Genomic DNA, 23,937 nt, shown 5'->3' on the forward strand with positions numbered 1-23,937 from the left:
TGCGTGGGGGAGCGGGGTGGGCCCTCTTCATGACTCCCCTTTTGCCGTGAGGGGGGCTCACCCCATTTATTCTAGCGCCCGCGGATGAACTCGCGGACGTCGGCGGAGAGCTTCCGCCGGTCTTCGTCACGGACGTACATCATGTGGCCCGCCTCATAATATTTCCAGACGATGCGGTCCTGGGGGAAGCCGGTGCGGGTCAGCGCATATTCGGCGCCGAAGAAAGGCGTGGCGAAATCGTAATAGCCTTGGCCGACGAACACACGCAGACCTGAATTCTCCCGCATCGCCTTGCCGATATAGGGCGCAACCGACTTGTAATAGGTTGCCTCGCCGAGGCCGATATCCCAGTCCCAAGGCTGGACATTGCCGATCGTCACATAGGACCGCTCGGTCTTGAACCCGAGCCCGTCGCGCACCCAGGCGTTGACCCCGGCGGTATAGCCCGCGTCGATGCCATAGAAGCTCGGATCATTGTCCATTTCCTCGCCGGCGGTGTCGCGGTCGCGGCCGGTGTAGCGGCTATCGAGCCGGCCGACGGTCAGGCCGCGATCACGCAGCAGCTCCTTCCAGAAGCGTCCGGGCGAGGGCCGAAGGTCGGTGCGCTCGAGAAACTGCTCCGAAAGCCCGGAGTAACGCGCGAGCTGCGCGCGCACCTGATCCCGCTCCGGCCCCTGCAGCGCCTGGCCCTTCATCAGCGCAGACGCATAAGGCCCCGTCGCAAAGCTGCGCGCCTCAGCAACGAACTGCTCCAGGCTCGCGGGCCGGTTCGGCACCTTGTTGTGGTACCAGGCGACGGCCGCATAGCTGGGCAGCGAGATGATATAGGGCATGTCGTTGCCCTCCACCTCCGCCTGCGCGCCGAAGTCGAGGATGGTCGAGATCAGGATAAGGCCGTTCAGCGCGACATCGTTGAAGCTGCCCTCCAGCTCATTGGCGACTGCAGCGGTGCGCGTGGTGCCATAGCTTTCGCCGCCCAGATATTTGGGGCTGTTCCAGCGCCCATTCTCGTTCAGCCACAGCCGGATCACCTTGGCGACCGACTGCGCATCCTTGGTGACGCCCCAATAATCCTTCGTCTCGCCCTTGCCCACGACATGGCTGAAGCCGGTGCCGACCGGATCGATGAAGACGATGTCGGTCACGTCCAGGATCGCGTCGGGATTGTCGACGATCGGGTAAGGCGGCGCGCCGTCGTCGCGGGCGTCCGAAGGGATCGCCACCCGCTTCGGCCCGAACGCGCCCATGTGCAGCCACACCGAGCCGGATCCCGGACCGCCATTGAACAGGAAGGTCACCGGCCGGTTCGGATCCCGCGGCTCCTTGACATAGCTATAGTAATTGATCGCGGCGCGGGGCTGGCCGTCATCGCCCTTCAGATGCACTTCGCCGGCCGTGGCGACATAGTTGATGCGCTGGCCACCGAACGTGCCGCTCATCCGCTTGGAGACCACCTGCGGCGGCGGGATTTCGGCGGCGGCTGGCTTGGCATCGTCCTTCTCGTCCTGAGCGAGGAGGGGCGCTGCGAGGAGTGCAGCGGAGAGCATCAGGTAAGTGCGCATCCTATTCTCCGGTTCGGGCTGAGCTTGGCGGGCACCCACGAAAGTCATACTTTCGTGGGACCCTGGCCGAAGCCCTCCCTTTCTTCTGTCGGCGGGTGGTAGGAAGAAGGGAGGCCTTCGACAAGCTCAGGCCCAACCGGCTTGGGGGTTCGTCGATGAACGACTAGATGGAGGCCATGAACATCACCCACCTCGGCCAGTCTTCGACGCTGCCCTTGCGACCGGAAGACGCCACGCTCGATTATGTCCCCAATCCGCGGCCCGGCCAACCCTATCTCGTCCGCTTCACTGCGCCTGAATTCACCTCGCTGTGCCCCGTCACCGGCCAGCCGGACTTCGCGCACCTGGTGATCGACTATGCGCCCGCCGGGACGATCGTCGAATCCAAGTCGTTGAAGCTGTTCCTCGGCTCCTTCCGCAATCACGCAGCCTTCCATGAGGATTGCACGGTCGGCATCGCCGAGCGGCTGTTCGCCGAGATGAAGCCGCTCTGGCTGCGCATCGGCGGCTATTGGTATCCGCGCGGCGGCATTCCGATCGACGTGTTCTGGCAGTCGGGCGAGCCGCCGGCCGGCCTGTGGCTGCCGGCGCAGGACGTGCCCGGCTATAGGGGGAGAGGCTGATGTCCGACCTGTTCACGCTCACCATTACGCCGGCGACGCACGATCTCGGCGGCTTCAAGGTCCGGCGGACCTTGCCCTCTAAGCCGCGGACGATGGTCGGGCCGTTCATCTTCGTCGACCAGTTCGGGCCCGCGCAGCTCGATCCCGGCCAGGGTATGGACGTGCGCCCGCATCCGCACATCAACCTCGCGACCGTCACCTATCTGTTCGGCGGCGCGATCGATCACCGCGACTCGCTCGGCACTTTCACGACCATCGAACCGGGCGCCGTCAACCTGATGACAGCCGGCCGCGGCATCGTGCACTCGGAACGCTCCCCCGCCTCGGAACGGACTGGCGGCGCGGTGATGTCCGGCATGCAGACCTGGCTGGCCCTTCCAGACGGCAAGGAGGAGATCGACCCAGCCTTCGAGCATGTCCCGGCCGGCGACCTGCCGATCATCAACGATGGCAGCGTCCAGGCCCGCGTGATCATGGGCTCGCTCTGGGGCCGCACGGCGCCGACGACCTGCCATGCCGAAACCATCTATGCCGATATCCAGCTGCAGCCGGGCGCCTCGCTGCCGATCGATGCCGGCGCCGACGAACGCGCCGTCGTGGTGGCACTCGGCGATGCGAGCCTCGATGGCGAGCCGCTGGAACTCTACACGCTCTATCTGCTCAAGCCCGGCGTGCCGATGACCCTGCGCTCAACCTCCGGCGCACGCGTGATGCTGCTCGGCGGCGAGGCCTTCCGCACATCGCGGCACGTATGGTGGAACTTCGTCTCGTCGAGCCGCGACCGCATCAACCAGGCCAAGCATGACTGGAAAGACGGCCGCTTCCCGCACGTGCCGGGCGAAGGCGGCGAGTTCATCCCGCTGCCCGAGGTTCCGCTGACGGTCTCTTATCCCTGAACCGTCATCCCGAACTTGTTTCGGATAAAGGTGGTGGCGGACGCCATGCGGCAGGTACGGGCGACTCCGGCGTGACGGCCGCCTTATGCCGAAACAAGTTCGGCATGACGGTTCTGTTCAGGCCACTCGCGCCGCCAGCGCCTTCCTCAGCCGATCATGCGCTGACTTCTTGATCTGGCACACCCGCGCAGCGCCGACGCCGAGCACCTGGCCGATCTCTTCGAGGTTCAACTCCTCGACATAATAGAGCTGGATCACCTGTGCTTCGCGCTCGCTCAGGCGGCCGATCGCTTCGATCAGCGCTTGGCGGAGATCCTCCTGCTCGAGCAGCTCGAACGGGTTCGGGTCCTCGCTCATGAACCAGGGATTATCGTCGGTATAGACGCCGTCGATCGGCTCGAACCGGACCGGCTGTGCGGCGTCGCGCTCCTGCCGCAACCGCTCGGTGGGCACGCCGAGCCGGAAGGCGAGTTCTTCGTCAGTGGGTGCGCGGCCAAGCTGGACGGACAGGGTCGACTCCGCGTCCGCGATCTCCCGGCGTCGGCGCATCGCGCCGCGGGTGATCGTCGCCTGCCGGCGAAGTTCGTCGATCATCGCGCCGCGAATGCGGGTCGAGAGATATTGAGCAAAGGTGACCTGGCCGCGATCTTCGAACGCGCCTGCGGCCTCGACCAGGGCGACAAGGCCCGTCTGGATCAAATCCTCGACCTCAACCGAGCTGGAGACGGAGCCGTGCACGTGCCAGGCGATGCGGCGGACCAAGGGCATATGGTCGCGGATCAACAGCTGTTGCGCCTCGTGAGCGGCAGGGCCGGTGCGGCTGTAGGTGACGGGCATGATCGGTTGGCTGGCCATGTCTTTTCTCACGCGGCGAGCTGCTGGGGAGCGCCGATGACGGCGACGACTTCGACCGCCTTGTCTTCGGGCACTTCGAGGAAGCTCATCACCGGCGTGTCGGGCAGCGACGCGCGGACGAGCTTGCGGACGGCAAGACGGACGGCGGGCTGCACCACCAGCGCGAACGGCTTGCCCTCTGCGATCAGCGGTCGGGCGGCCTGCTGCAGTGCGTCGACGATGCGGCGGCCGAGATCGGGCTCGATCATGTGGCGGTTGGCCGGGTCGGAGCGAACCGCCTGGCCCAAAATGGCTTCCAACCCGCCTTCGAGCGTCATCACGCGAAGCGGCTCGCGCGGACCGCACAGGCGCTGGATGATCAGCGCGCCCAAGTCCGGACGGATCGCCTCCACCAGCTCTTCCGGATCGAGCGTGCGCTGGGCGGCGACGGCAATCGACGCGGCGATGCGGCGGAATTCCTTCAGCGGAATGCCTTCGGAGAGCAGCGAGCGAAGCACTTGGGTCAACGCGGTCAGCGGCACCGGCGCGGGCGACAGCGAAGCAACCAGCTGAGCGGCCGATTCCTTCAGCCGGTCGAGCAGGCTCTGCACTTCGTCTGGTCCCAGCAGTTCGGCGGCGTGAGCGCCGAGCAGATGATTCAGGTGCGTTGCGATAACGGTCCCTGAGTCCACGACCATATAGCCGGCCGCGGTTGCCGCATCCGCGTCGTTCGGCGAGATCCAGACCGCATCCAGGCCGAAGGTCGGGTCCTTGGCGGTGCGGCCCTGGAGCCGTCCCACTGCCTGGCCCGTGTCGAGCGCCAGCATCTCGTCGGCCGAGGCGGTGTCTTCGCCGACCACCACGCCATTGACGAGGATCCGGTAGTTGTAGGGCGCGATGCCGATATTGTCGCGGACGCGCACCTGCGGGACGACGAAGCCGAGTTCCTTCGACAGCTGGCGCCGGACGCCGGTGATCCGTGTCATCAGTGGCGCGCCAAGGCGCTCATCGACCAACGGCACCAGGCCATAGCCGATTTCCAGATTGACCTGCATCGCGTCCGACACTTCGGACCAGTCGATACGGCTCAGATCCGCTGGCGTGTCGTCATTGGCCGGCACCGGCAGCGCATCTGCGACCTGCTTGGCCTTTGACAGCTTCCAGGCGACGAACCCGGCGAGCGCGGCCAGCGGCAGCATCAGCAGATGCGGCATGCCGGGCAGTACGCCCATGATGCCCAGGATGGCGGCGACCGGCGCCCAGGTGCGCGCGCTGGCGAACTGAGTGCCGATCTGGCCGGCCAAATCATGGCTGGACGTGACGCGGGTGACGATTGCCGCTGCGGCGATCGACAGCAGCAGCCCGGGGATCTGCGCGACCAGCGCGTCGCCGACTGCCAGCAGGATATAGGTCTTGGCGGAGTCGGCGATGCTCAGGTCATGGCTGACCACGCCGATGATCAGGCCGCCGATCACGTTCACTGCGAGGATCAGCAGCGCGGCGACGGCGTCGCCCTTTACGAACTTGGACGAACCGTCCATCGATCCGTAGAAATCGGCCTCGGTCGAGACCTCGACGCGGCGGGCCTTGGCTTCGTCGGGGGTGATCAGGCCGGCGTTCAGATCGGCGTCGATCGCCATCTGCTTGCCCGGCAAGGCGTCCAAGGTGAAGCGGGCGGACACTTCTGAGACGCGGCCGGCGCCCTTGGTAATCACGATCATGTTGATGATCACCAGGATCGAAAAGACGAGCAGGCCGACGACATAGTTGCCGCCGATGATGAAGGCGCCGAACGCCTCGATCACATGACCGGCCGCCGCCTTGCCTTCATGGCCGTGCACCAGCACGATCCGGGTCGAGGCGACGTTCAGCGCCAGACGGAACAGGGTCGCGAACAGCAGCACGGTCGGGAAGCTCGAGAAGTCGAGCGGCTTTTCCGCGTTCAGCGCCACCATCAGGATCGCGACCGAGGCCATGATGTTGATGATGAAGAACAGGTCGAGCAGGCCCGCCGGGATCGGCACGACCATCAGCAGGACGAGGATCAAAATGCCCGCGGGAAGGGCGGCGAGCCTGCCCATCTTCATCGTGCCGGCGGGGGAGAGTGCGATCGAGGCCACCCGTTACGCCCCCATGCTCGCGAGCAGCATATAGGCGAGCTTCGCATTGTCAGGCGTCGGCCGCAGCAGATTGGGCCGATCGGCGGACGCGAGCAGTTGGTCGAGCGTCGCCGTTTCGGGCCGGTCCTCCTGTTCGATGACGGCCAGCTGCAGCGCCGGGTCTGCCTTGCCGGGCGCGGCAATAGGCGGCAATGCCTTGCCGCCGGCGGCAATCTCGGCGCCCTTCTGCAACTTCGCGGCGAAGCGGTCATATATCTCCGAGACGGAGCGCATCCGCCCGCCCTCGCCGAAGAAGATGCCGCGGTTCGAGGCGGCTGCGGCAGGAAAGAGCTGCGCGGCGGCCGCCTGCGGATTGCGCTGCAAGGTCGACAGGAACTTCTTCGCGCCGCCAATGCCGAGGAAATGCGCCATATAGAGGTCGGCGCCACCGGCTTCGCGGCCAAGGCTAGCTTCGAGAGCCGCCTTGTTGTCGGCGGCGTGTTCGGCCGCCATCAGCGAGGCGATCTCAGGGTTGTTGCGCAGCTTCAGCACATAGTGCCGGGTGGCCGTGTCGGAGATATAGTAGCGGCCGCTCGGGCCCTGGCTGATCTTGTCCGCCGCCCAGCCCAGGCCATGCTCAGCGCCATGCTTCTTGACCGTGCCGAGCCAGCTCTGCTCGATGAACTGGTAGAGGCCGGACGCGCTGCTGGTCGGCGCCTTGGCGTCGGGGCGCAGGCTCGATTCCACCTGCGCCTGGCCAAGCAGATAAGTGAAGTCGACGCCGGTCTTGTGGCTCGCCCGCTGGATGGCGGACTGCACCCCCCCGGTCGAAAGCAGCGATTGCAGCGTGGCAACGGTCATTCATGCGCCCCGATTGAACTCGGGAAAGCAGAAGCAAGGCGCGTGCCAGCTAAGACCGTCCCAAAAAGGGACAGCTAAATTTCCGGTCGTCGCTGGCGGAATGCGTTGCGATTTGCTATTCGATGTAGGTCAAAAGGTCGAGAAAAGGCCTTGGGGGGAAGCAAGTTGTTGAAGTTCGGCAGGGAATCACCTTGCCACCGGGGGGAATTACATGCGCAAGATTCTGCTGAGTGTAGCAGCCGTGACCTGTCTCGCTGGCGCCATGCCGGCATTCGCCAAGCAAAATAACAATCCCGCGCCGTCGCCGGCACCGGCGCCGATTGCCTGCACGCTGGCCGACCTGAACCCGGCCGCATTGGCTTGCAGCGGATTTTACGACAAGAACATCCTCAGCAACAGCAAGGTAGATGACCAGTTCACCGGTCTGTCTGCGATCGGCTTCAACTGGGACAAGGATTTCTCGGCCATCGAAGCGGCCGGTAACAAGTATAATCTGCCGGATTCGAAGACGGTGAACCTGGCCAAGCCGCTCTATGGCTTGAGCTATATCGGCATCCATTTCGGGGGCGGCGGCGCCAATGGCGCGGGCAATGCAACCGCCTTCTACAAGATCGATGCCGGCGTGAACGGCCTCACCAGCTTCATGGTCAAGTATCAGGGCATCTCCAGCATCGCCATTTACTCAACCGGCAATGCACCGCCTCCGCCACCTCCGCCGCCAATCCCTGAGCCCTCCACCTGGGCGCTGCTGATCAGCGGTTTCGGCCTGGTCGGCGCCGCCGCCCGCCGCCGGGTGCGCACAGCCGCTTTCGGCTGACCGCGCCCGAATGGAACAGGAAGGGCGTCTTTGGGCGACCTTTTTGTTTGCCCTTCGCGACTGGACTCGTCCTCAGCACGGCTGATCGCCGGCACGATTCTCTTGATCGCGCCAAGCGGGCAGTGTCGGGCCATGAGATGGGGGAGCCTATGGTGCGGCCTGGCGCTGATGCTGGCATCCTGCACCGGCCGTGACGACCGCCGCGCGGAGACGCGTCCGGTCCCTCCCAACCGCCTCACCATTGACTCGCCCCAGGTGCGCGTCTGCCTTGCCAATCTTGGCCAGCTCGCCCGCTTCCAAGCCCTGCCGGACCGCGATTACGGCGGCGGCTGCCATAACTTCGCCAGCGTCAAGCTGCTCGACGCCGGCGTGCCGGTCGCCAATCTCGGCCCGATGAACTGTAGTCTGGCTGCGACCTTCACCGCTTGGGTGCGCAACGGCATCATGCCGGCCGCGCGGCTCTACCTCGGCTCCGAACTGGCGAAGGTGGAGACGTTCGGCTCCTATTCCTGCCGCAACGTCAACGGCGCCCAGGCCGGTCGGCTCTCCGAGCATGCCAGCGCCAATGCGGTCGATGTCAGCGGCTTCGTGCTCGCCGACGGGCGGCGGATCACGCTGAAACAGGACTGGACCTCGCCGGATCCAGCGATCCGCAGCTTCCTCGTCGCGATCCGCACCTCCGCCTGCCGGCGCTTCAAGACAGTGCTTAGCCCCGATTACAACAGCCTTCATGCCGATCACTTCCACCTGGACATGGGGCGCGGCCCGTTCTGCAGGTGATTGCCGCCGCGCCTCACTCCGCCTAAGCCCGGCCGCTTATGACCGACACCCGCGTACCGTCCCGCGTCTTTCCCAATGCCCATGAAGAGGCAGAGGCGACGCGGAACCTCACCCAGACGCCGCAGACCATGCACCCGGCCTACCGGCTCGCCTTTCAGGACGCCGACTTCCTGCTCCGCGAGGATCTGCGTCCTGTTCGCTTCCAGCTCGAGCTGCTGAAGCCGGAACTGCTGCTGGACGAAGCGAAGATCGGCTCGACCTTTGTCTTCTACGGCTCGGCGCGCATTCCCGAGCCGGCCAAGGCAGGCGTGCTGCGGGAGGTCGCAACCGACGATTACGGGAAGAAGGTCGCCGAGCGGCTGATCGCCAAAGCCAAATATTACGACGTTGCGCGGGAGCTGGCGCAGCTCGCCAGCAACTGCCCGCGCGACCTGGAGGGGTGGCGGCAGTTCGTGGTCTGCTCGGGCGGCGGGCCGTCGATCATGGAGGCCGCCAATCGCGGCGCCGAGGACGCTGGCGCGGAATCGATCGGCCTCAACATCGTGCTGCCGCACGAGCAGACCCCCAACCCCTATGTCACCCCGAGGCTGAGCTTTCAGTTCCACTATTTCGCGCTCCGGAAGATGCACTTTCTGCTGCGTGCCCGCGCCGTCGCGGTGTTCCCGGGCGGGTTCGGCACTTTCGACGAGACTTTCGAGCTGTTGACGCTCATCCAGACCGGCAAGGTCTCGCCACTGCCCGTGCTGATGTATGGCCGAGAGTTTTGGGAGCGTGTCGTCGATTTCGAGGCCCTGGCCGAAGAAGGCGTCATTTCTCGCAAGGACCTAGACTTGTTCCATTTCGTAGAGACGGCGCAGGAAGGCTGGGATTTCGTGCGCAAATGGTGGCGCGACCGGCCGCTCGCCGCATGACGAGGGCGGAACGGTTCAGCTGGCAGGGCGTCTGACGGCGCGCCGATGACCAGCAAATTCGCCACCGGGCTGCTGCCCCGCGCGCATGGCAGCGCGGCCGAGCCGACGCTCGGCGACCGGCTGATAGTGATCCTTTATGGCGCGATCGGCTGGCCCTGGCTGCTGAAGAGCCTGTCGGGGGGACGGCGGCGCGACAAGGCTCGGCTGCTCGCCCGTCTGGGCCTGCCCGCCGATGCGCTGCCGAATCTCGGCAGCTGGAAGGCAGACACGGCGCTTCTGCACCGCATCGTCGACACGATCGAGCAGCTGCGGCCGGCGCATGTGGTGGAGCTGGGCGCCGGTGCGTCCACCTTGGTCACCGCCAAGGCGCTGGCGCTGAACGGCGGCGGGCGCCTGCTTAGCTTCGACCAGCATGCAGACTTCGTTGAGGCGACCGGCGCCTGGCTCGCCGAACACGGCTTGGCCGCCGAACTGCACGCCGCGCCTCTGGTCCCCGCACCCAGCGACTGGCCGCGCCTCTGGTACGACGTGCGTCATCTGCCGGATCAGATCGACCTGCTGATCATCGACGGCCCGCCCTGGACCGTGCACCCGTTCGTGCGCGGCGCGGCGGAAGTGCTGTTCGACCGGCTTCCCGTCGGCGGCATCGTGTTGCTCGACGACGCCGCACGGCCGGGAGAACGCGTCGTCGCCCGCCGCTGGCGCCGGCGCTGGCCGAACTTCCGCTTCGATCTGGACAAGAGCGGCACCAAAGGCACGCTCGTGGGCGTTCGCATTTTCTAACTAGCGCCGGAACCCAGTTAGCGGCAGCGTCGCCTTCGGGAGGTGTTCGCCATGTCCAGATATGAAGCACTCACGAAGTACTGCCGAGAGCAGACGCTAACCACCTTCGATCTGCCGTTCCACAAGATTGAGACAATCATCGGGGGCAAGCTGCCGGAAAGTGCCCTTCGGCCGCAATTCTGGGCAAACACAGTCGGGAAGGGCAGCCCGGTCCGAGAAGCGCTCAGGCAAACGGCCTACGACACTTTCTTGGTGAGTGGCTCGCGTCGCGTAACTTTCCGTCGTCGCTAGCTCACCCGCACTGCGCCCGGTGGAGCAGCTTCTGGTCAGCCAGGACCAGCGCCATCATCGCCTCAACGACCGGCACGCCGCGAATGCCGACGCATGGGTCATGCCGTCCTTTAGTGGCGATTTCCGTCGCCCCGCCTGAACGGTCGATCGTCTCGACCGGCGTCAGGATCGAGCTGGTCGGCTTGAACGCCACACGCAGTCGGATCGGCTGCCCGGTGGAGATGCCGCCGACGATGCCACCGGCATGATTGCTGCCGAACACCGGCCCACTCTCACCGGGCCGCATAGCGTCAGCATTTTCCTCGCCACGCAGCCGGGTGGCGGCGAACCCGTCGCCGATCTCCACGCCCTTGACCGCGTTGATCGACATGGCGGCCGCGGCAAGCTCGCTGTCCAGCTTTGCATAGAGCGGCGCACCCCAGCCCGCCGGCACGCCTGTCGCCTCGCACTCGACGATCGCGCCCAGCGACGAACCGGCCTTGCGCGCGCCGTCGATCAGCGTCTCCCACCGCTCAGCCGCCTCTGCGTCGGGGCTGAAGAAAGGATTGGCGTCGATCTGGTCGGGATCGACGCTTGCGATGGCATCACCGCCGACTTCGCTGACCCAGGCGCGGATCGTCACTTCCGGAATGACGAGCCGGGCAACGGCGCCCGCCGCCACTCGCGCCGCCGTCTCCCGCGCGGACGATCGCCCGCCGCCGCGATAGTCGCGAAACCCGTATTTCGCGTCATAGGCATAGTCCGCGTGCCCGGGGCGATAGGCCTGCGCCACGTTCGAATAATCCTTGGAGCGCTGGTCGACATTGTCGATCATCAGGCTGATCGGCGTGCCCGTCGTGCGTCCCTCGAACACGCCCGAGAGGATGCGCACCTGGTCCGGCTCCTGGCGCTGAGTCGTGAACCGCGACTGCCCTGGCCGCCTCTTGTCGAGCCAGGGCTGGATGTCGCTTTCGCTGAGGCTCAACCCCGGCGGGCAGCCATCGACCACGACGCCGATCGCCGGGCCATGGCTCTCTCCCCAGGTGGTAAAGCGAAAAACGCGGCCGAAACTGTTGAAGCTCATTCCGCGGCTTGGGCAGGCGCGAACTCGAAACGGGGGCTCATCATCCCCTGCACTGAAATGTCCTCGTCGAGCTCATCCCAATGCACTCCGGATGGGCTGAGTTCATAAGCCTCCAGCTGTTTGCGCTGCGCTCCTAGCAGGCGCGGGTACCATGCAAGAGGAACGGTAATGGTGCGGCCGTCGTCGAGTTGTACGCTCATCGTGTCTTCGTCGAACGAGACATGAACCGGTTCAGGAAAAAAATTCATGCCAGCGTCCTTCGAACTCATCGCGATGTGCCTCGACGACGGCCAATAGCATTTTGAGGGTTCTGGGGTCTATTCTTCGATCCGTAGCCACTCTCACCACTGGTGTGAGCCAGAACTTGGCTTCGCTCCGATCTTTCCGGGCATGCACATGCGGCGGCTCAAGCGGCATACCTTCGCGCGAATAGAAGAAGAACTTCCATCCATTCCATTCGAGAAGCTTGGGCATCAGGCCAGTGCGATGTCGGGTGCGTCTTTCTGCTTCATGCCGACGACATGATAGCCGGCGTCGACATGGTGGGTCTCGCCGGTGACGCCGGCTGCGAGGTCGCTGAGCAGGTAAAGCGCGGCGCCGCCGACATCCTCGATGGTGACGTTGCGGCGCATCGGGCTGTTCAGCTCATTCCACTTCAGAATGTAGCGGAAATCGCCGATGCCGGAGGCGGCGAGCGTCTTGATCGGCCCGGCCGAGATGGCGTTCACGCGGATGCCATCCGGTCCCAGATCATTCGCCAGATATTTGACGCTGGTCTCGAGCGCCGACTTGGCGACGCCCATCACGTTATAGTGCGGCACCACCTTCTCGGCGCCATAATATGACAGGGTAAGTAGCGATCCGCCTTCGCCCATCATGGCCGCCGCGCGCTGGGCGACGGCCGTGAAGCTGTAGACGCTGATGTTCATCGTCAGCAGGAAATCGTCGAGGCCGATGTCGCAATAGCGGCCGCGCAGCGTCTCCTTGTTGGTGTAGCCGATCGCGTGGACGACGAAGTCGATGCTGGGCCAGCGCTCCGCCAGCTGCGCGAAGGTGCGGTCGAGCGCAGCCATGTCGGCCACGTCGCAATCGATCAGGAAATCGGAACCGAGTTCCTCGGCGAGCGGCCGCACCCGCTTTTCCAGCGCTTCGCCCTGATAGCTGAAGGCCAGTTCGGCGCCCGCCTCGCTCAGCCTCTTGGAAATGCCCCAGGCAAGCGAGCGCTCATTTGCCAGGCCCATGATCAGGCCGCGCTTGCCCTTCATCAGTTCGTTCACTTGGGCCTACCTCCGGCTGTGGCTGGGCGTCCTTTAGCGCGCTCTGCGGCACTTCTGCCAGTGCCGCGTTCAGATGGGCGCCGAACACCACGCCCAAGCCGAGCGTGAAGAAATAGACCAGCGCGATCATCACGCCGGCAAGGCTGCCATAGGTCAGGTCATAGCCGCCGAGCAGCGTCAGCGTCGGCGGCAGCAGCGACGTGACGAGCAGCCACCAGAAGGTGATGAACAAAGGACCGGGATATTTGCGGCAGCCGCGCCCCCGGTATCGCCTCGGTGTCATCACATAGAAGAGCAGGTAGAAGGCGCCGAAGATGAATAGTCCCGGGATCAGTCGGGATGCGCTCAATAGCAGCAACAGCGACTCGTCCGAAAAGGGGAAAAGCCGCACAACGAACTGCTCCAGCCCGGCAAGCACCGCCTGCAGGAGGAAGGAGACGAGCACCAGCAGCACGGAGCCGATCGTAATCGCGGTGTAGCGCAGCCGCGCCGCCCAGAAGGTGGAGGCGGAGCGCACCCCATAGGCGCGGTAGAGAATGTCCTTGAGCGTCGCGACGAAGCCGCCCGTGCTCCACAAGCCACCAAGCGCACCGAGCCAGAGCAGACTCCCTGAACGCGCGGTCAGCACATCGCTGATCGGCTTCTCCAGTACCTTGGCCACGTCGCTCGGCACTTGCGCGAGGAACTGGCGCAGCGCGTCCAGAGTCGCGGCATCCCGTCCGAACGTCTGGGCGATCGCGGCAACAACGATGAAGAAGGGGAAGAGGGTCAGCAAAGTCAGGAACGCCAGATTGCCGGCATGAATGAAGCCGTCGTTCCACACGCCTTCGAAGGCACGGCCGAGCACCACTCGCACCCGTGATCCGGGGCCCAGCTTCTTGAGCGTGTCGTCGACGCGCTTGCGCGTCCGGAGCAGGCGCCGGCGGCGAGCTTCGGGGGTTTGCGGCGCGGGGCCGTGGGGAAGCTCTACTTCCTGGGTTTCGTCGATCAGGTCCACGCCGGGCTAGACGCCCAATCCCGCGCGCGGGTTGCGCTCGCCTCCGCTCCATCCTTCCACAAAAGCATGCAGTTCAGCGTCTTCACCAGGCACATCGATCATCAGCGTGATCAACTGGTCGCCGCGCTCGCCGCCCTTCTTGTGAAAGCCTTTGCCCTTCAGCCGCAGCACGCGCCCCGATGTGGAGCCGGCCGGTACATTGACCATCACAGGGCCGTCAACGGTCGGCGCCTTCACCCTGCCGCCCTGCACCGCTTCCTTGAGCGTGATCGGCAGGTCGAGCAGGACATTGTCGCCGTCGCGCTTGAAGAAGCGGTGCGGCTGCACCTCGATGGTGACGATCGCATCGCCCGCGCCGCCGGGCCCCTGCTCGCCCTTGCCGCCTAACCGCATTTGCGTGCCCGTCTCGGCGCCGGCAGGAAGCTTGAGGTCGATCGTCTTGCCGTCGGCAAGCGTGATGCGCTGCGGCTTCAGCGCCGCGGCGTCTTCGAACGGCACCCGAAGGCGGTAAGCCACATCTGCGCCACGCGGCGGGGGGGCCGAGCGGCGGCCAAAGCCGGAGGTGAAACCGCCTGCACCGCCACCGCGGCCGAACAGCCCTTCGAATATGTCGCCAAAGTCTGAAGCGTCGGTCCCGAAGTCAAAGCCGGAGCTGCCGGTCGGGCGGTAGCCGCCGCCGGCGCCACGCCCCGCTCCAAAGCCGAAGGGCGCGGTGGGATTGCCCTCCGCGTCGATTTCGCCCCGGTCGAATTTGGCGCGCTTGTCCTTGTCGTTGAGCAGGTCATAGGCGGCCGTGACCTGCGCGAACCGCTCGGCGGCCTTCGGATTGTCCTGATTGCGATCCGGGTGCAGCTCCTTGGCGAGCTTGCGATACGCCTTCTTGATGTCGGCCTCGCCGGCGCCGCGCGCGACGCCCAGTACGGAATAGGGATCGGCGGCCATTCGTCGTCCTGCTGCTCTGTCCGTCTTCAATAGCTCTATGTTGCAAATCTGCAACAGTCATTTGGGTACAAGCCTCACTTCAGGCAAGAGGCCGCCCCGCCAAAGAAAAGGGGCGGGACCCGGCGGCCCCGCCCCTCATCCTTTTCCAGGCGCCTCAGATCAGGCGAAGCTGACCTTGGTGCTGCGGACGCGGCGCATGCCGGCGCCGACGAAGCCGAAGCCCAGCAGCATCATCGCCCAGGTTTCCGGCTCCGGAACCGGGTTGGCGAGGATGAACTGACGCCAGATCGAAGCGGTGCTCGCTTCATAGCCGGAGTTCTGCAGGACGTTCAGGTTGACGTCCCAGCCCATCGCGTCGAACGCGGCGAGGTCCAGGCCAGTGACGCTGCCGGATTCGCAGAATCCCGAAGTCGGGTTCATGATGCCGATCGGCTTGGTCTTGAACTTGGAGCAGGGCGCGCCGTTGCGCGGATCGTACAGGTTATCGGCCCAGTGCGACGCCTGGTTGCCGCTGCCGTTGAACGAGCCAGTCGAGAAATCGGCCTCACCGAAAAGGGCCGTCTGGCCGCCGTCGATCGAGAAATAGGCCGAGCCGAGATCGCCGGTCGCCCAGTTCAGCTCGCCCGCTGCGCCGTAGCGGAACAGGTCGAGCGTGCTCATCACGGCGAAGTCTTCGATATTCCTCGGGCCGCCGAGCAGCGAACCGTCGAATACGCCTTCAGCCAGCGGTCCGTTGTCGTACGAGACGATGTCATAGATGTCTGTGCCGCTGACGAAGCCCAGCGCATGGCCGATCTCGTGGATGGCAACGCCGATGAAATCGAAGGTGAAGCCATCGATGCCGTTGGTCGGGTTGAAGTCGTAGCCGAAATCGCTGTTAAAGGTGATCTGGGCATCGATCCCGTTCGGGTTGATCGGGTTGCCGTTCGCATCAACCGCAATGCCGAGCGCCTTCAGCGTGGCATTGTTCACATCGAGGGCGATGTTGTTACCCGACCGGTCGGTATCGAGCCGGGTCACGCCATCCTGATAGCCGGCCTGGTTCGCGACATCCTTGAAGTCGTTGACCCGTGCGTTAACGCTGGCGAGCCCACCCTGGATGACCAGCTGGCCGGCCAGTGAGTTCACCGCCTGGGCGTCAAGCGCGGACTTCTGGTCGGCTGCGAGGCCCAGAAACGCCTGGTTGAGCAATACGACGCTGGAGCTGCTGCCCGCCTGCGCGATCACACCCGGCGCCAGCTTGTTAAAGCCGATGGCAAGGTTGACCGTCACATTGTCGGTCAGGACCGATTCCCAATAATTTGCCGCAATCTCGAAGCCCTGACGAGCCAAGGTGCCCTGCTGAGCACCGCCGAGATTGATATAGTTGATGTTGAGCGCATGTGCCGGCACTGCCGCGGACGCAAGCAGGCCGCACGCGATAAGCTTCGCGTACTTCATTTGTGACAACCCCTTCCCGAGCCCACCCCTGGGCTCATGGGTCAGCAGTGTCCACTGGGAAGCGGCAGAGTCAACGGAAATTTAAGGAGAATCTGTGCCGAACTGAAACGATGGCCAAGCCTGCCGCTACGCCGCCTTAGCCCGTTCGGCGGCTTGGAAGATGCCGATCAGCCAGTCGTGAAACAGCCGGACCGCCTTGTTCTCCAGCGCCCTCGGGCGGCAAGCGAACCAATAGCTGTACGGGCTTTCAACCTCGACATCGAACAGCCGCACCAGCCGGTCATCATGCGCATTGCGGAAGTGGCTTTCGAGCATGAAGGCCACGCCCAAGCCTTGCGCGGCGGCGTCCAGCATCAGCTGCCCTGAGTCGAAGTGATCAATCGCGAGGGGCTCCAGCCCCTCAATCCCGAGTTCTTGGCAAAAGGCGTCGAACGTCTCCGGCATGTCGCGGTGGAGAAATACCGTGGCGCGGGCGAGGTCGGCGGGCGTTCGGATCGCACCGGGTCCTTGAGTGAGGCTTCTCGCGGCGATGGGAAAAACGCGATTGCGATCCAGTTGCCGCGCGTAAAGGGCAGGATCCACCTCGCGCGCCAGCACGATAGCGGCATCCAGCCCGTCTCCTAGTCGGGCAAGCGCATGCGCGGCGGTATCGACGTCGAGATGCAGCTCAGGATGGAGCGCGCGAAGCTCGCCAAGGTGCGGGAAGAGCTGCTGCGACGCAAAAAGCGGCAGCACACCCAGCCTCAACCGCACGACATGACCTTCGGTCGTCAGCGACTCGATCGCATTCTCCAGCCCGGCAAGGTGCGGCGCGACCGCTTCCAACAGTTGCTCTCCATCCGCGTTCGGCTTCATCGCGCCCGGCGCACGGTCGAACAACGTGCGGCCGAGGAACCGCTCCAGCGTCTGGATGCGTCGGCTAAGTGCCGGGGACGACAAGGCAAGTTCCTCCGCTGCGGCCTTAATCGAGCCGAGCCGCGCGACCTGGACAAAGGCTTCGACAGCCGTGAGGGGGGGCAAGCGGCGCAACTTTCACTCTCCTCATTGTGCATTGCAGCAGCGTCTGTCGGCTGCCGTCACACTGCACCTGCTTTACTGAACATAGAGCAGAGCGATTGCGTTTCGTGCAACAACCTTTTTGTTATTCGCACTTGCAGCATGAACTGCTGCGCTGCACATAGAGCAGGCCTTTCAGGCATCCTCTCCTAAAACTTTTCAAGGCCGGTCCTTCTGGGACCGGCCTCTTTTTTTGCCTCCGCCCTCGCAACGTTCCTGGCCGCCACCTAGTTAAGCCTGCTGAACCGGAGGTGAGGATGGCGGACAGCGACACCCAGACGCGGCGAGTGCAGGTCGCCAATGCGCGGCCCGAAGATAGCGGCCGCGGCTTGGCCCGCATCCCCCGCGCGATTATGACCGCGCTTGGCTTGCAGGAGGGCGACGTCGTCGAGCTGACCGGCAAGCGGGCCACCCCGGCCCGCGCTGTCCTTCCCTATCCCGAAGACGAAGGCCTGGACATCATCCGCCTTGATGGCCTGCAGCGCGCCAATGCCGGCGTTGGCTCGGGCGACTTCGTCGAGCTGCGCAGGGTCGAATCTCGGCCTGCGACACGCGTCGTCTTCGCACCTGCCCAGCAGAACCTGCGGTTGCAAGGCACCGGCACCGCGTTGAAGCGCAGCTTCTACGGACGGCCTCTCACGGCGGGCGACGTGGTCGCGACCGCGGGGCAGCAGCGGGTGCAGAATGACGGCATGCCCCCGCAGTTGCGCCAGATGCTCGCGGCCCCCGCCTATGCTCTTCAGGAAATTCGCCTCGTCGTCGTCTCGTCCACGCCCAAAGGCGTCGTCCATATCGACGAGAATACCGAAGTGGAACTGCGTCCCGAGTTCGAGGAGCCGCAGAATCGGCGCGCCGACGTTACCTATGATGATATCGGCGGGCTTGCAGGCGCCATCGACCAGCTGCGCGAGATGGTCGAGCTGCCCCTGCGCTATCCCGAGCTCTTCCAGCGCTTAGGGGTCGATCCGCCCAAGGGCGTACTGCTCCATGGTCCGCCGGGCACCGGCAAGACGCGCCTCGCCCGTGCCGTCGCTAACGAGTCGGACGCCGAGTTCTTCCTGATCAATGGGCCCGAGATCATGGGCTCCGCTTATGGCGAGAGCGAGAAAGCGCTGCGTGAGGTGTTTGAGAACGCCACCCAGAACGCGCCCTCCATCATCTTTATCGACGAGATCGACTCGATTGCTCCCAAGCGTGGCCAGGTCTCCGGCGAAGCGGAAAAGCGGCTGGTCGCCCAGCTGCTGACGCTGATGGATGGACTGGAGCCGCGTGCCAATCTGGTCGTGATCGCCGCCACCAATCGGCCCGAGGCCATCGACGAGGCACTCCGCCGCCCGGGCCGTTTCGACCGCGAGATCGTGATCGGCGTACCCGACGAACGCGGCCGGCGTGAGATCCTCGGAATCCACACCCGCGGCATGCCGCTCGATGGCGGCGTCGACTTGGATGAGCTCGCCCGCACGACCTATGGCTTTGTCGGCGCGGACCTGGGCGCCCTGGTGCGCGAGGCGGCGATCGAGGCCGTTCGGCGGATCATGCCCAAGCTCAATCTCGAAGACCGCACCATTCCAGCCGAGGTGCTGGATACACTCTCGGTGGTCCGCGACGATTTCCTCGGGGCGCTGAAGCGCGTGCAGCCCTCGGCGATGCGCGAAGTCATGGTGCAGAAGCCTGACGTGCGCTGGGATGACGTTGGCGGCCTGGATGATGCTCGCGAGCGCCTGCGCGAGGGCGTCGAGCTTCCGCTCAAGAACCCCGACGCTTTCCGCCGCCTCGGCATCCGCCCGGCCAAGGGCTTCCTGCTCTATGGCCCGCCGGGCACTGGCAAGACCTTGCTCGCCAAGGCAGTCGCACGCGAGGCGGAGGCGAACTTCATCGCTACCAAATCGTCCGACCTGCTCAGCAAATGGTATGGCGAGAGCGAGCAGCAGATCGCCCGACTCTTTGCCCGTGCGCGGCAGGTCGCGCCGACTGTCATCTTCATCGACGAGCTGGACAGCCTCGTCCCTGCTCGCGGCGGTGGCCTGGGCGAGCCGCAGGTAACCGAGCGGGTCGTGAACACTATTCTGGCCGAAATGGACGGTCTCGAAGAGCTGCAATCGGTCGTCGTGATCGGCGCCACCAACCGTCCGAACCTGATCGACCCGGCGCTGCTAAGGCCGGGCCGTTTCGACGAACTCGTCTATGTTTCGGTGCCCGATGAAGCCGGCAGGCTGCGCATCCTCGAAGTTCACACGGCCAAGATGCCGCTCGGCGACGATGTCGACCTGCCGAGCCTCGCCCGCCGCACCGACCGGTTCACCGGCGCCGACCTGGAGGATCTGGTCCGCCGCGCCGGTCTTTCCGCCCTGCGTCAGTCGCTCGGCAATGAGCGGGTGGGCATGGAGCATTTCGAGAAAGCGCTGGCCGACACCCGCGCCTCCGTCACTCCGGAGATGGAACGCGAGTATGAAAAAATCGCGGCCAATATCAAGCAGGAGGCGCTATCGATGAACGCGATCGGCTTCATCGCCCCAGGCCAACTCACTCCGCGCCGCCCAAAAGGCACCGACTGAACGACCTTGTTGCCCGGCGAAGGCCGGGGCCCAGAATTGTGTTGCTCCAGAAGCCGGTTCAAGCGGCTACGATGGACCCCGGCCTGCGCCGGGGAACGGTGTCAGCGCCCCGTCCAGTTCCCCGGCCGCTTCTCGACGAAAGCGGCCATGCCTTCCTTCTGGTCCTCGGTGCCGAACAGTCCGTGGAAGAGGCGGCGCTCGAATAATATGCCGGTGGCGAGACCGGTCTCGAAGGCGGCGTTGACCATCTCCTTGTTCGCGATCGTCGCGAGCGGGGGCATGGCGGCGATGGCGGCGGCCGTTTTCAGCGCCTCCTCGACCAGGCTGTCGGCCGGCACGACTCGCGCCACAAGACCAGAGCGCTCCGCCTCCGCCGCGTCCATCATCCGGCCGGTCAGGCACATCTCCATTGCCTTGGCCTTGCCGATCGCTCGCGTCAGACGCTGCGAGCCGCCCATGCCGGGTGAGACGCCGAGCTTGATCTCGGGCTGGCCGAACTTGGCCGTTTCGGCTGCGATGATGAAGTCGGCCATCATCGCGACCTCGCAGCCACCGCCGAGCGCATAGCCAGCGACGGCTGCGATCCACGGTTTGCGCGTCGCCGTGACCTTTTCCCAGCCGGCGAAGAAGTTTGAGCCGTACATGTCGGCAAAGCCTTGGGACGACATTTCCTTGATGTCGGCTCCGGCCGCGAACGCCTTTTCGGATCCGGTCAGCACCAGGCAGCGCTGCTCGGGGTCGGAGTCATAGGCGGCGAAGACCTCGATCAACTCCTTCAGCACCGTCGAATTCAGCGCATTCAGCGCCTGCGGCCGGTTGAGCCGCACGAGCGTGACGGCGTCGTGTCGTTCGATGAGGATGGTTTCGTACTGGCTCATTCGTCTCCCTTTCCGTCATCCCGAACTTGTTTCGGGATAAGGTTCGTGCCGCTTCGAAGTCCGCGGCGCTCGCCCAAAGATCCGTCGCGCCTACCTTTGTCCCGAAACAAGTTCGGGACGACGACAAACTATCGATACGGCGTCCAAGCCTCGTCGTCCGGCAGCGGCGCGAAAATGGTGTCCAGGACATGCTCCGTCACTCCCTCAGGTGTGGCGGGATCCCAGCGCGGAGCATTGTCCTTGTCGACAATCACCGCGCGCACGCCTTCCAGAAAGTCATGCCGCTGGACGACATGCGCGCCGACCGCATATTCCTGCCGCATCTCGTCCGCGAAGCTGTGCATGTGCGCGCCTTCCTTCAGCAGGCGCAGGGCCACCTTCATCGTCTGCGGCGACTTGGTCTTGAGCGTCGCTAGTTCCTTCCGCGCCCAGTCCGAGCCGTCCTGATCGAGCGCTGCATAGATATCCTCGAGCGTGTCAGAGGCGAACAGCCGATCGATCGCTTCGAGATTTTCCTCAATCCGGGCGGGCGGCGGCTCTTCGGAGAAGGCGTCGAGGATCGCCTCGATCGCGCTCGGGTCGGCGGCGATCTTCGCCTTCACCTCATCGAGCACGGCAGACGGCAGGTAATGGGTGGCGAGACCCAAAAAGAGGCACTCGGCGCCATCGATGCGGGCGCCGGTCAGCGCCAGGAACTGTCCGGTGCGGCCGGGAAGCCGCGACAGATACCAGCCGCCACCGACATCGGGGAACAGGCCGATACCCGTCTCTGGCATGGCGAAGCGGGTATTCTCGGTGGCGACGCGGAATTTGCAGGGCAGCGAGATGCCGACGCCCCCTCCCATGGTAATGCCGTCCATGAAGGCGACGGTCGGCTTCACATAAGTGAAGAGCCGCTCGTTCATTCGATACTCGGTGTGGAAGAACGCGCGCGCCTCCGTCCCGTCCTTTGCACCCGATTCCGCGAGCATGCGGATGTCCCCGCCGGCGCAGAAGCCGCGGCCTTCCGCGTGATCGAACAGCACTGCCCGCACCGCATCGTCGGCGCGCCAAGTCTCGATCTGCTCGAGAATAGCGCTGCACATCGCCGTAGTCAGCGCATGGATGGCCTTGGGCCGGTTCAGCCGGATGCGTCCGACATGGCCTTCGGTCAGGCTGATGATCTCGTCGGTCACTGCCGCGTCAGCTCCCGCCCCACGATCAGGCGCATGACCTGGTTGGTGCCTTCCAAGATCGAATGCACGCGCAGGTCGCGCCAGAAGCGTTCGATCGGATAGTCGCGGAGATAGCCATAGCCGCCGTGCAGCTGCAGCGCGCGGTCCACGATCGAGGAGCCATTGTCGGTCGCCAGCCTCTTGGCCATCGCGGAGAAGCGCGACTTGTCGGGCGCATTCGCCGACACCTTCGCCGCCGCCATGTAGAGCAGCGCCCGCGCCGCCTCCAAATCGGTCGCCATGTCGGCCAGCATGAACTGGGTGTTCTGGAAGTCCGCGACGGGCTGGCCGAATTGCTGCCGCTCCTTGGTGTAGCGGACCGCCTCATCCAGGCACCGCTGTGCCCCGCCGAGCGAGCAGGCGCCGATGTTCAGCCGTCCGCCGTCGAGCCCCGCCATGGCGATGCGAAAACCCTCGCCCTCCGCGCCGACCAGATTGGCGACGGGTACGCGGCAATCCTCGAAGATCACCTGAGCGGTCGGGCTCGCGTTCCAGCCGAGCTTTTTCTCCGGGGCGCCGAAGGAAAGGCCCGGCGTCCCTTTCTCCACGACGATGGCGCTGATGCCTTTCGACTTTTCCTCGCCTGTGCGCACCATGCAGACATAGATGTCATTATAGCCGGCGCCGGAGATGAACTGCTTGGTGCCGTTCAGGACGAAGTGATCGCCATCGCGCCGCGCACTGGTCTTGAGCGCCGCAGCGTCGGAGCCGGAGCCCGGTTCGGTCAGGCAATAGCTGGCGATCTTCTCCATCGTGACCAGCTGCGGGAGAAAACGATCCTTGATCGCCTGATCGCCGAATCGGTCGATCATCCACGTCGCCATATTGTGGATCGAAATGTAGGCGCTGGTGGCCGGGCAGCCATAGGCCATCGCTTCCATGATCAGCGCCGCTTCAAGCCGCCCGAGCCCGATACCGCCCGACTCCTCGGCCACATAGATGGCGCCAAAGCCAAGCTCGCCCGCCGCCTTCCACACTTCCACCGGATAGTGGCTCTTCTCGTCCCATTCCCCCGCAAACGGGGTGATCGCATCGGCGGTGAATTTCTGCGCCATTTCCTGGATCTGGCGCTGATCGTCGGTCAGGTCGAACTGAGTCATGCGCGTCCGGTTAGGAAACTGATCCGTTGGTGTCGAGCGAAGTCGAGACACGCTTCTCGACGTCGCTCGAAGCGAACGGCCTCATCGGCACTTCCTGTAGGTGAAGCGGGGCCCTTCCTCCTCCCGCACGAGCGTGTTTCCCTGCCGGATCAGCGTGACCTTGGCGGTCCATTCCTGACCCTCGCCGCCAAATCCAAAAATGCCTTCGAACCGATCCGGCGTCCCCGCAATAATTCGGTCAAGCATCGCTTTGCTCTCGTAGAAATAGAGCCGGTTGGCGTCGATGCGCAGAAGCCCTTTGGCGTCTCCACGGTTGGAGGTGCAATCCGCCGGCACCATTCCCCAGCGACCCCAAAAGGACTCGGGGATATGCGTGGCCGTCGGCAGCGCCGGCGCACCGTCACCTTCGCCGACCGCCGCTGCCGCCGTCTCGTCGACCGGCAGCGCATCCACATCCTCCACCGGTGCGTCGAGCCGCTTCTGCTCCTCCGACGCGGCGGCATCGTTGGTGCTCGGCTGCTGGCAAGCAGCAAGCAGCATGGAAAGAAGCAGCAGGACACGCGTCATGAGGCTACCAACGCTTCCGCCTCGATTTCGACGCGCCATTCGGGCCTGAGCAGTGCCGAAACCACCACCATCGTCGCCGCCGGCCGCACATCGGCGAAGCGGCGCCCGTGCGCGCGGCCGATCGCCTCCGCGTCCGCTGGATCGGTAATGAATATGCGGGTGCGCACGATATCTGTGCGCTGCCCGCCGAGCTGCCGGATGGCGCCGATGATGATGTCGAGACAACGCTCCGTCTGCGCTTCGGCGTCTCCGTCCGTGCTCGAACCGTCCGCCTCGACCGGTGCCGTGCCGGAGACGAGGATGCGGTCGCCGATGCGGATGGCGCGGGAAAAGCCGATGCTTTCCTCATAGGGAGAGGCGGATTGGGTGCGCTGGCGGTCCGTCATGGATA

Annotated in this window: 25 protein-coding genes; 8 read left to right on the top strand and 17 right to left on the bottom strand. The window is 64.9% G+C overall.

Annotation, left to right across the window (positions count from 1 at the left end):
* Nucleotides 1-71 precede the first annotated feature (71 nt).
* On the bottom strand, nt 72-1,562 hold the full coding sequence (locus VGT77_RS13965; protein WP_327463615.1) for a S10 family peptidase: 1,491 nt from the start codon (nt 1,560-1,562) through the stop codon (nt 72-74).
* Nucleotides 1,563-1,738: 176 nt separating this feature from the next.
* Here VGT77_RS13965 and queF point away from each other — a divergent pair, with 176 nt between their 5' ends.
* Nucleotides 1,739-2,185, top strand: a complete 447-nt coding sequence (gene queF / locus VGT77_RS13970) for a preQ(1) synthase (protein WP_327463617.1) — start codon at nt 1,739-1,741, stop codon at nt 2,183-2,185.
* Entirely contained in the window at nt 2,185-3,081 is an 897-nt protein-coding gene (locus tag VGT77_RS13975; protein WP_327463619.1) for a pirin family protein, read from the top strand. Before queF ends, VGT77_RS13975 begins: the two co-directional genes overlap by 1 nt.
* A 117-nt stretch (nt 3,082-3,198) precedes the next feature.
* On the opposite strand, the gene fliA is transcribed toward VGT77_RS13975, so the two are convergent.
* The 3 genes from fliA to VGT77_RS13990 are packed head-to-tail and all read right to left on the bottom strand — an operon-like array spanning nt 3,199 to nt 6,875.
* Nucleotides 3,199-3,936: an RNA polymerase sigma factor FliA gene (gene fliA / locus VGT77_RS13980; protein ID WP_414713408.1), complete on the bottom strand. Its 738-nt coding sequence runs from the start codon at nt 3,934-3,936 to the stop codon at nt 3,199-3,201.
* An 8-nt stretch (nt 3,937-3,944) separates the two neighbouring features.
* On the bottom strand, nt 3,945-6,002 hold the full coding sequence (gene flhA / locus VGT77_RS13985; protein WP_327464003.1) for a flagellar biosynthesis protein FlhA: 2,058 nt from the start codon (nt 6,000-6,002) through the stop codon (nt 3,945-3,947).
* Nucleotides 6,003-6,038: 36 nt separating this feature from the next.
* The gene (locus VGT77_RS13990) at nt 6,039-6,875 is read right to left on the bottom strand and encodes a lytic transglycosylase domain-containing protein (protein ID WP_327463621.1); all 837 of its coding nucleotides are present in this window, start codon (nt 6,873-6,875) and stop codon (nt 6,039-6,041) included.
* A 211-nt stretch (nt 6,876-7,086) separates the two neighbouring features.
* Here VGT77_RS13990 and VGT77_RS13995 point away from each other — a divergent pair, with 211 nt between their 5' ends.
* The 5 genes from VGT77_RS13995 (at nt 7,087) to VGT77_RS15660 (ending at nt 10,457) form a co-directional block, all read left to right on the top strand.
* Complete coding sequence (locus tag VGT77_RS13995; protein ID WP_327463623.1) at nt 7,087-7,692, top strand: PEPxxWA-CTERM sorting domain-containing protein; 606 nt, start codon at nt 7,087-7,089, stop codon at nt 7,690-7,692.
* A gap of 132 nt (nt 7,693-7,824) precedes the next feature.
* On the top strand, nt 7,825-8,472 hold the full coding sequence (locus VGT77_RS14000; RefSeq protein WP_327463625.1) for an extensin family protein: 648 nt from the start codon (nt 7,825-7,827) through the stop codon (nt 8,470-8,472).
* Between the two features lie 38 nt (nt 8,473-8,510).
* On the top strand, nt 8,511-9,383 hold the full coding sequence (locus VGT77_RS14005) for an LOG family protein (protein ID WP_327463627.1): 873 nt from the start codon (nt 8,511-8,513) through the stop codon (nt 9,381-9,383).
* Nucleotides 9,384-9,428: 45 nt separating this feature from the next.
* Nucleotides 9,429-10,166 (top strand): class I SAM-dependent methyltransferase, encoded by a 738-nt coding sequence (locus VGT77_RS14010; protein WP_327463629.1) that lies wholly within the window; start codon nt 9,429-9,431, stop codon nt 10,164-10,166.
* Nucleotides 10,167-10,217: 51 nt separating this feature from the next.
* Nucleotides 10,218-10,457 carry a DUF7662 domain-containing protein gene (locus VGT77_RS15660; protein WP_422663725.1) on the top strand — a complete coding sequence of 80 codons (240 nt, stop codon included), beginning with the start codon at nt 10,218-10,220 and terminating at the stop codon, nt 10,455-10,457.
* Nucleotide 10,458: 1 nt separating this feature from the next.
* On the opposite strand, the gene aroC is transcribed toward VGT77_RS15660, so the two are convergent.
* The 8 genes from aroC to VGT77_RS14050 all read right to left on the bottom strand — a co-directional run bounded on the left by aroC (nt 10,459) and on the right by VGT77_RS14050 (nt 17,205).
* Nucleotides 10,459-11,520, bottom strand: a complete 1,062-nt coding sequence (gene aroC, locus VGT77_RS14015; RefSeq protein WP_327463631.1) for a chorismate synthase — start codon at nt 11,518-11,520, stop codon at nt 10,459-10,461.
* A complete protein-coding gene (locus VGT77_RS14020) occupies nt 11,517-11,768 on the bottom strand; it encodes a DUF2442 domain-containing protein (RefSeq protein WP_327463633.1) in 252 nt (83 codons plus the stop codon). The genes aroC and VGT77_RS14020 overlap by 4 nt, the downstream gene beginning before the upstream one ends.
* Nucleotides 11,752-11,994, bottom strand: coding sequence for a DUF4160 domain-containing protein (locus VGT77_RS14025; RefSeq protein ID WP_327463635.1), 243 nt, complete (start codon nt 11,992-11,994; stop codon nt 11,752-11,754). Before VGT77_RS14025 ends, VGT77_RS14020 begins: the two co-directional genes overlap by 17 nt.
* The gene (fabI, locus tag VGT77_RS14030) at nt 11,994-12,797 is read right to left on the bottom strand and encodes an enoyl-ACP reductase FabI (protein ID WP_327463637.1); all 804 of its coding nucleotides are present in this window, start codon (nt 12,795-12,797) and stop codon (nt 11,994-11,996) included. Before fabI ends, VGT77_RS14025 begins: the two co-directional genes overlap by 1 nt.
* Nucleotides 12,745-13,794, bottom strand: coding sequence for a YihY/virulence factor BrkB family protein (locus tag VGT77_RS14035; RefSeq protein ID WP_327463639.1), 1,050 nt, complete (start codon nt 13,792-13,794; stop codon nt 12,745-12,747). The genes fabI and VGT77_RS14035 overlap by 53 nt, the downstream gene beginning before the upstream one ends.
* Nucleotides 13,795-13,800: 6 nt before the next feature.
* Entirely contained in the window at nt 13,801-14,736 is a 936-nt protein-coding gene (locus VGT77_RS14040; protein ID WP_327463641.1) for a DnaJ C-terminal domain-containing protein, read from the bottom strand.
* Nucleotides 14,737-14,895: 159 nt separating this feature from the next.
* Nucleotides 14,896-16,176, bottom strand: a complete 1,281-nt coding sequence (locus VGT77_RS14045) for an NF038122 family metalloprotease (RefSeq protein WP_327463643.1) — start codon at nt 16,174-16,176, stop codon at nt 14,896-14,898.
* Nucleotides 16,177-16,302: 126 nt separating this feature from the next.
* Nucleotides 16,303-17,205, bottom strand: a complete 903-nt coding sequence (locus tag VGT77_RS14050) for a LysR substrate-binding domain-containing protein (RefSeq protein ID WP_327463645.1) — start codon at nt 17,203-17,205, stop codon at nt 16,303-16,305.
* A 284-nt stretch (nt 17,206-17,489) separates the two neighbouring features.
* Between VGT77_RS14050 and VGT77_RS14055 the strand changes: the two genes are divergently transcribed.
* On the top strand, nt 17,490-19,787 hold the full coding sequence (locus VGT77_RS14055) for a CDC48 family AAA ATPase (RefSeq protein ID WP_327463647.1): 2,298 nt from the start codon (nt 17,490-17,492) through the stop codon (nt 19,785-19,787).
* Nucleotides 19,788-19,888: 101 nt separating this feature from the next.
* Here the strand turns inward: VGT77_RS14055 and VGT77_RS14060 are convergent, their stop codons facing one another.
* The 5 genes from VGT77_RS14060 to VGT77_RS14080 all read right to left on the bottom strand — a co-directional run bounded on the left by VGT77_RS14060 (nt 19,889) and on the right by VGT77_RS14080 (nt 23,932).
* Nucleotides 19,889-20,665 carry an enoyl-CoA hydratase gene (locus VGT77_RS14060; RefSeq protein WP_327463649.1) on the bottom strand — a complete coding sequence of 259 codons (777 nt, stop codon included), beginning with the start codon at nt 20,663-20,665 and terminating at the stop codon, nt 19,889-19,891.
* Nucleotides 20,666-20,793: 128 nt separating this feature from the next.
* Nucleotides 20,794-21,840, bottom strand: a complete 1,047-nt coding sequence (locus VGT77_RS14065; RefSeq protein WP_327463651.1) for an enoyl-CoA hydratase/isomerase family protein — start codon at nt 21,838-21,840, stop codon at nt 20,794-20,796.
* A complete protein-coding gene (locus tag VGT77_RS14070) occupies nt 21,837-22,979 on the bottom strand; it encodes an acyl-CoA dehydrogenase family protein (protein ID WP_327463653.1) in 1,143 nt (380 codons plus the stop codon). Before VGT77_RS14070 ends, VGT77_RS14065 begins: the two co-directional genes overlap by 4 nt.
* An 81-nt stretch (nt 22,980-23,060) precedes the next feature.
* A complete protein-coding gene (locus tag VGT77_RS14075; protein WP_327463655.1) occupies nt 23,061-23,546 on the bottom strand; it encodes a hypothetical protein in 486 nt (161 codons plus the stop codon).
* Complete coding sequence (locus VGT77_RS14080) at nt 23,543-23,932, bottom strand: RidA family protein (RefSeq protein ID WP_327463657.1); 390 nt, start codon at nt 23,930-23,932, stop codon at nt 23,543-23,545. Before VGT77_RS14080 ends, VGT77_RS14075 begins: the two co-directional genes overlap by 4 nt.
* Nucleotides 23,933-23,937 lie beyond the last annotated feature (5 nt).

Source organism: Sphingomonas sp. (genome assembly GCF_035944535.1).
GTDB lineage: Bacteria > Pseudomonadota > Alphaproteobacteria > Sphingomonadales > Sphingomonadaceae > Sphingomonas_B.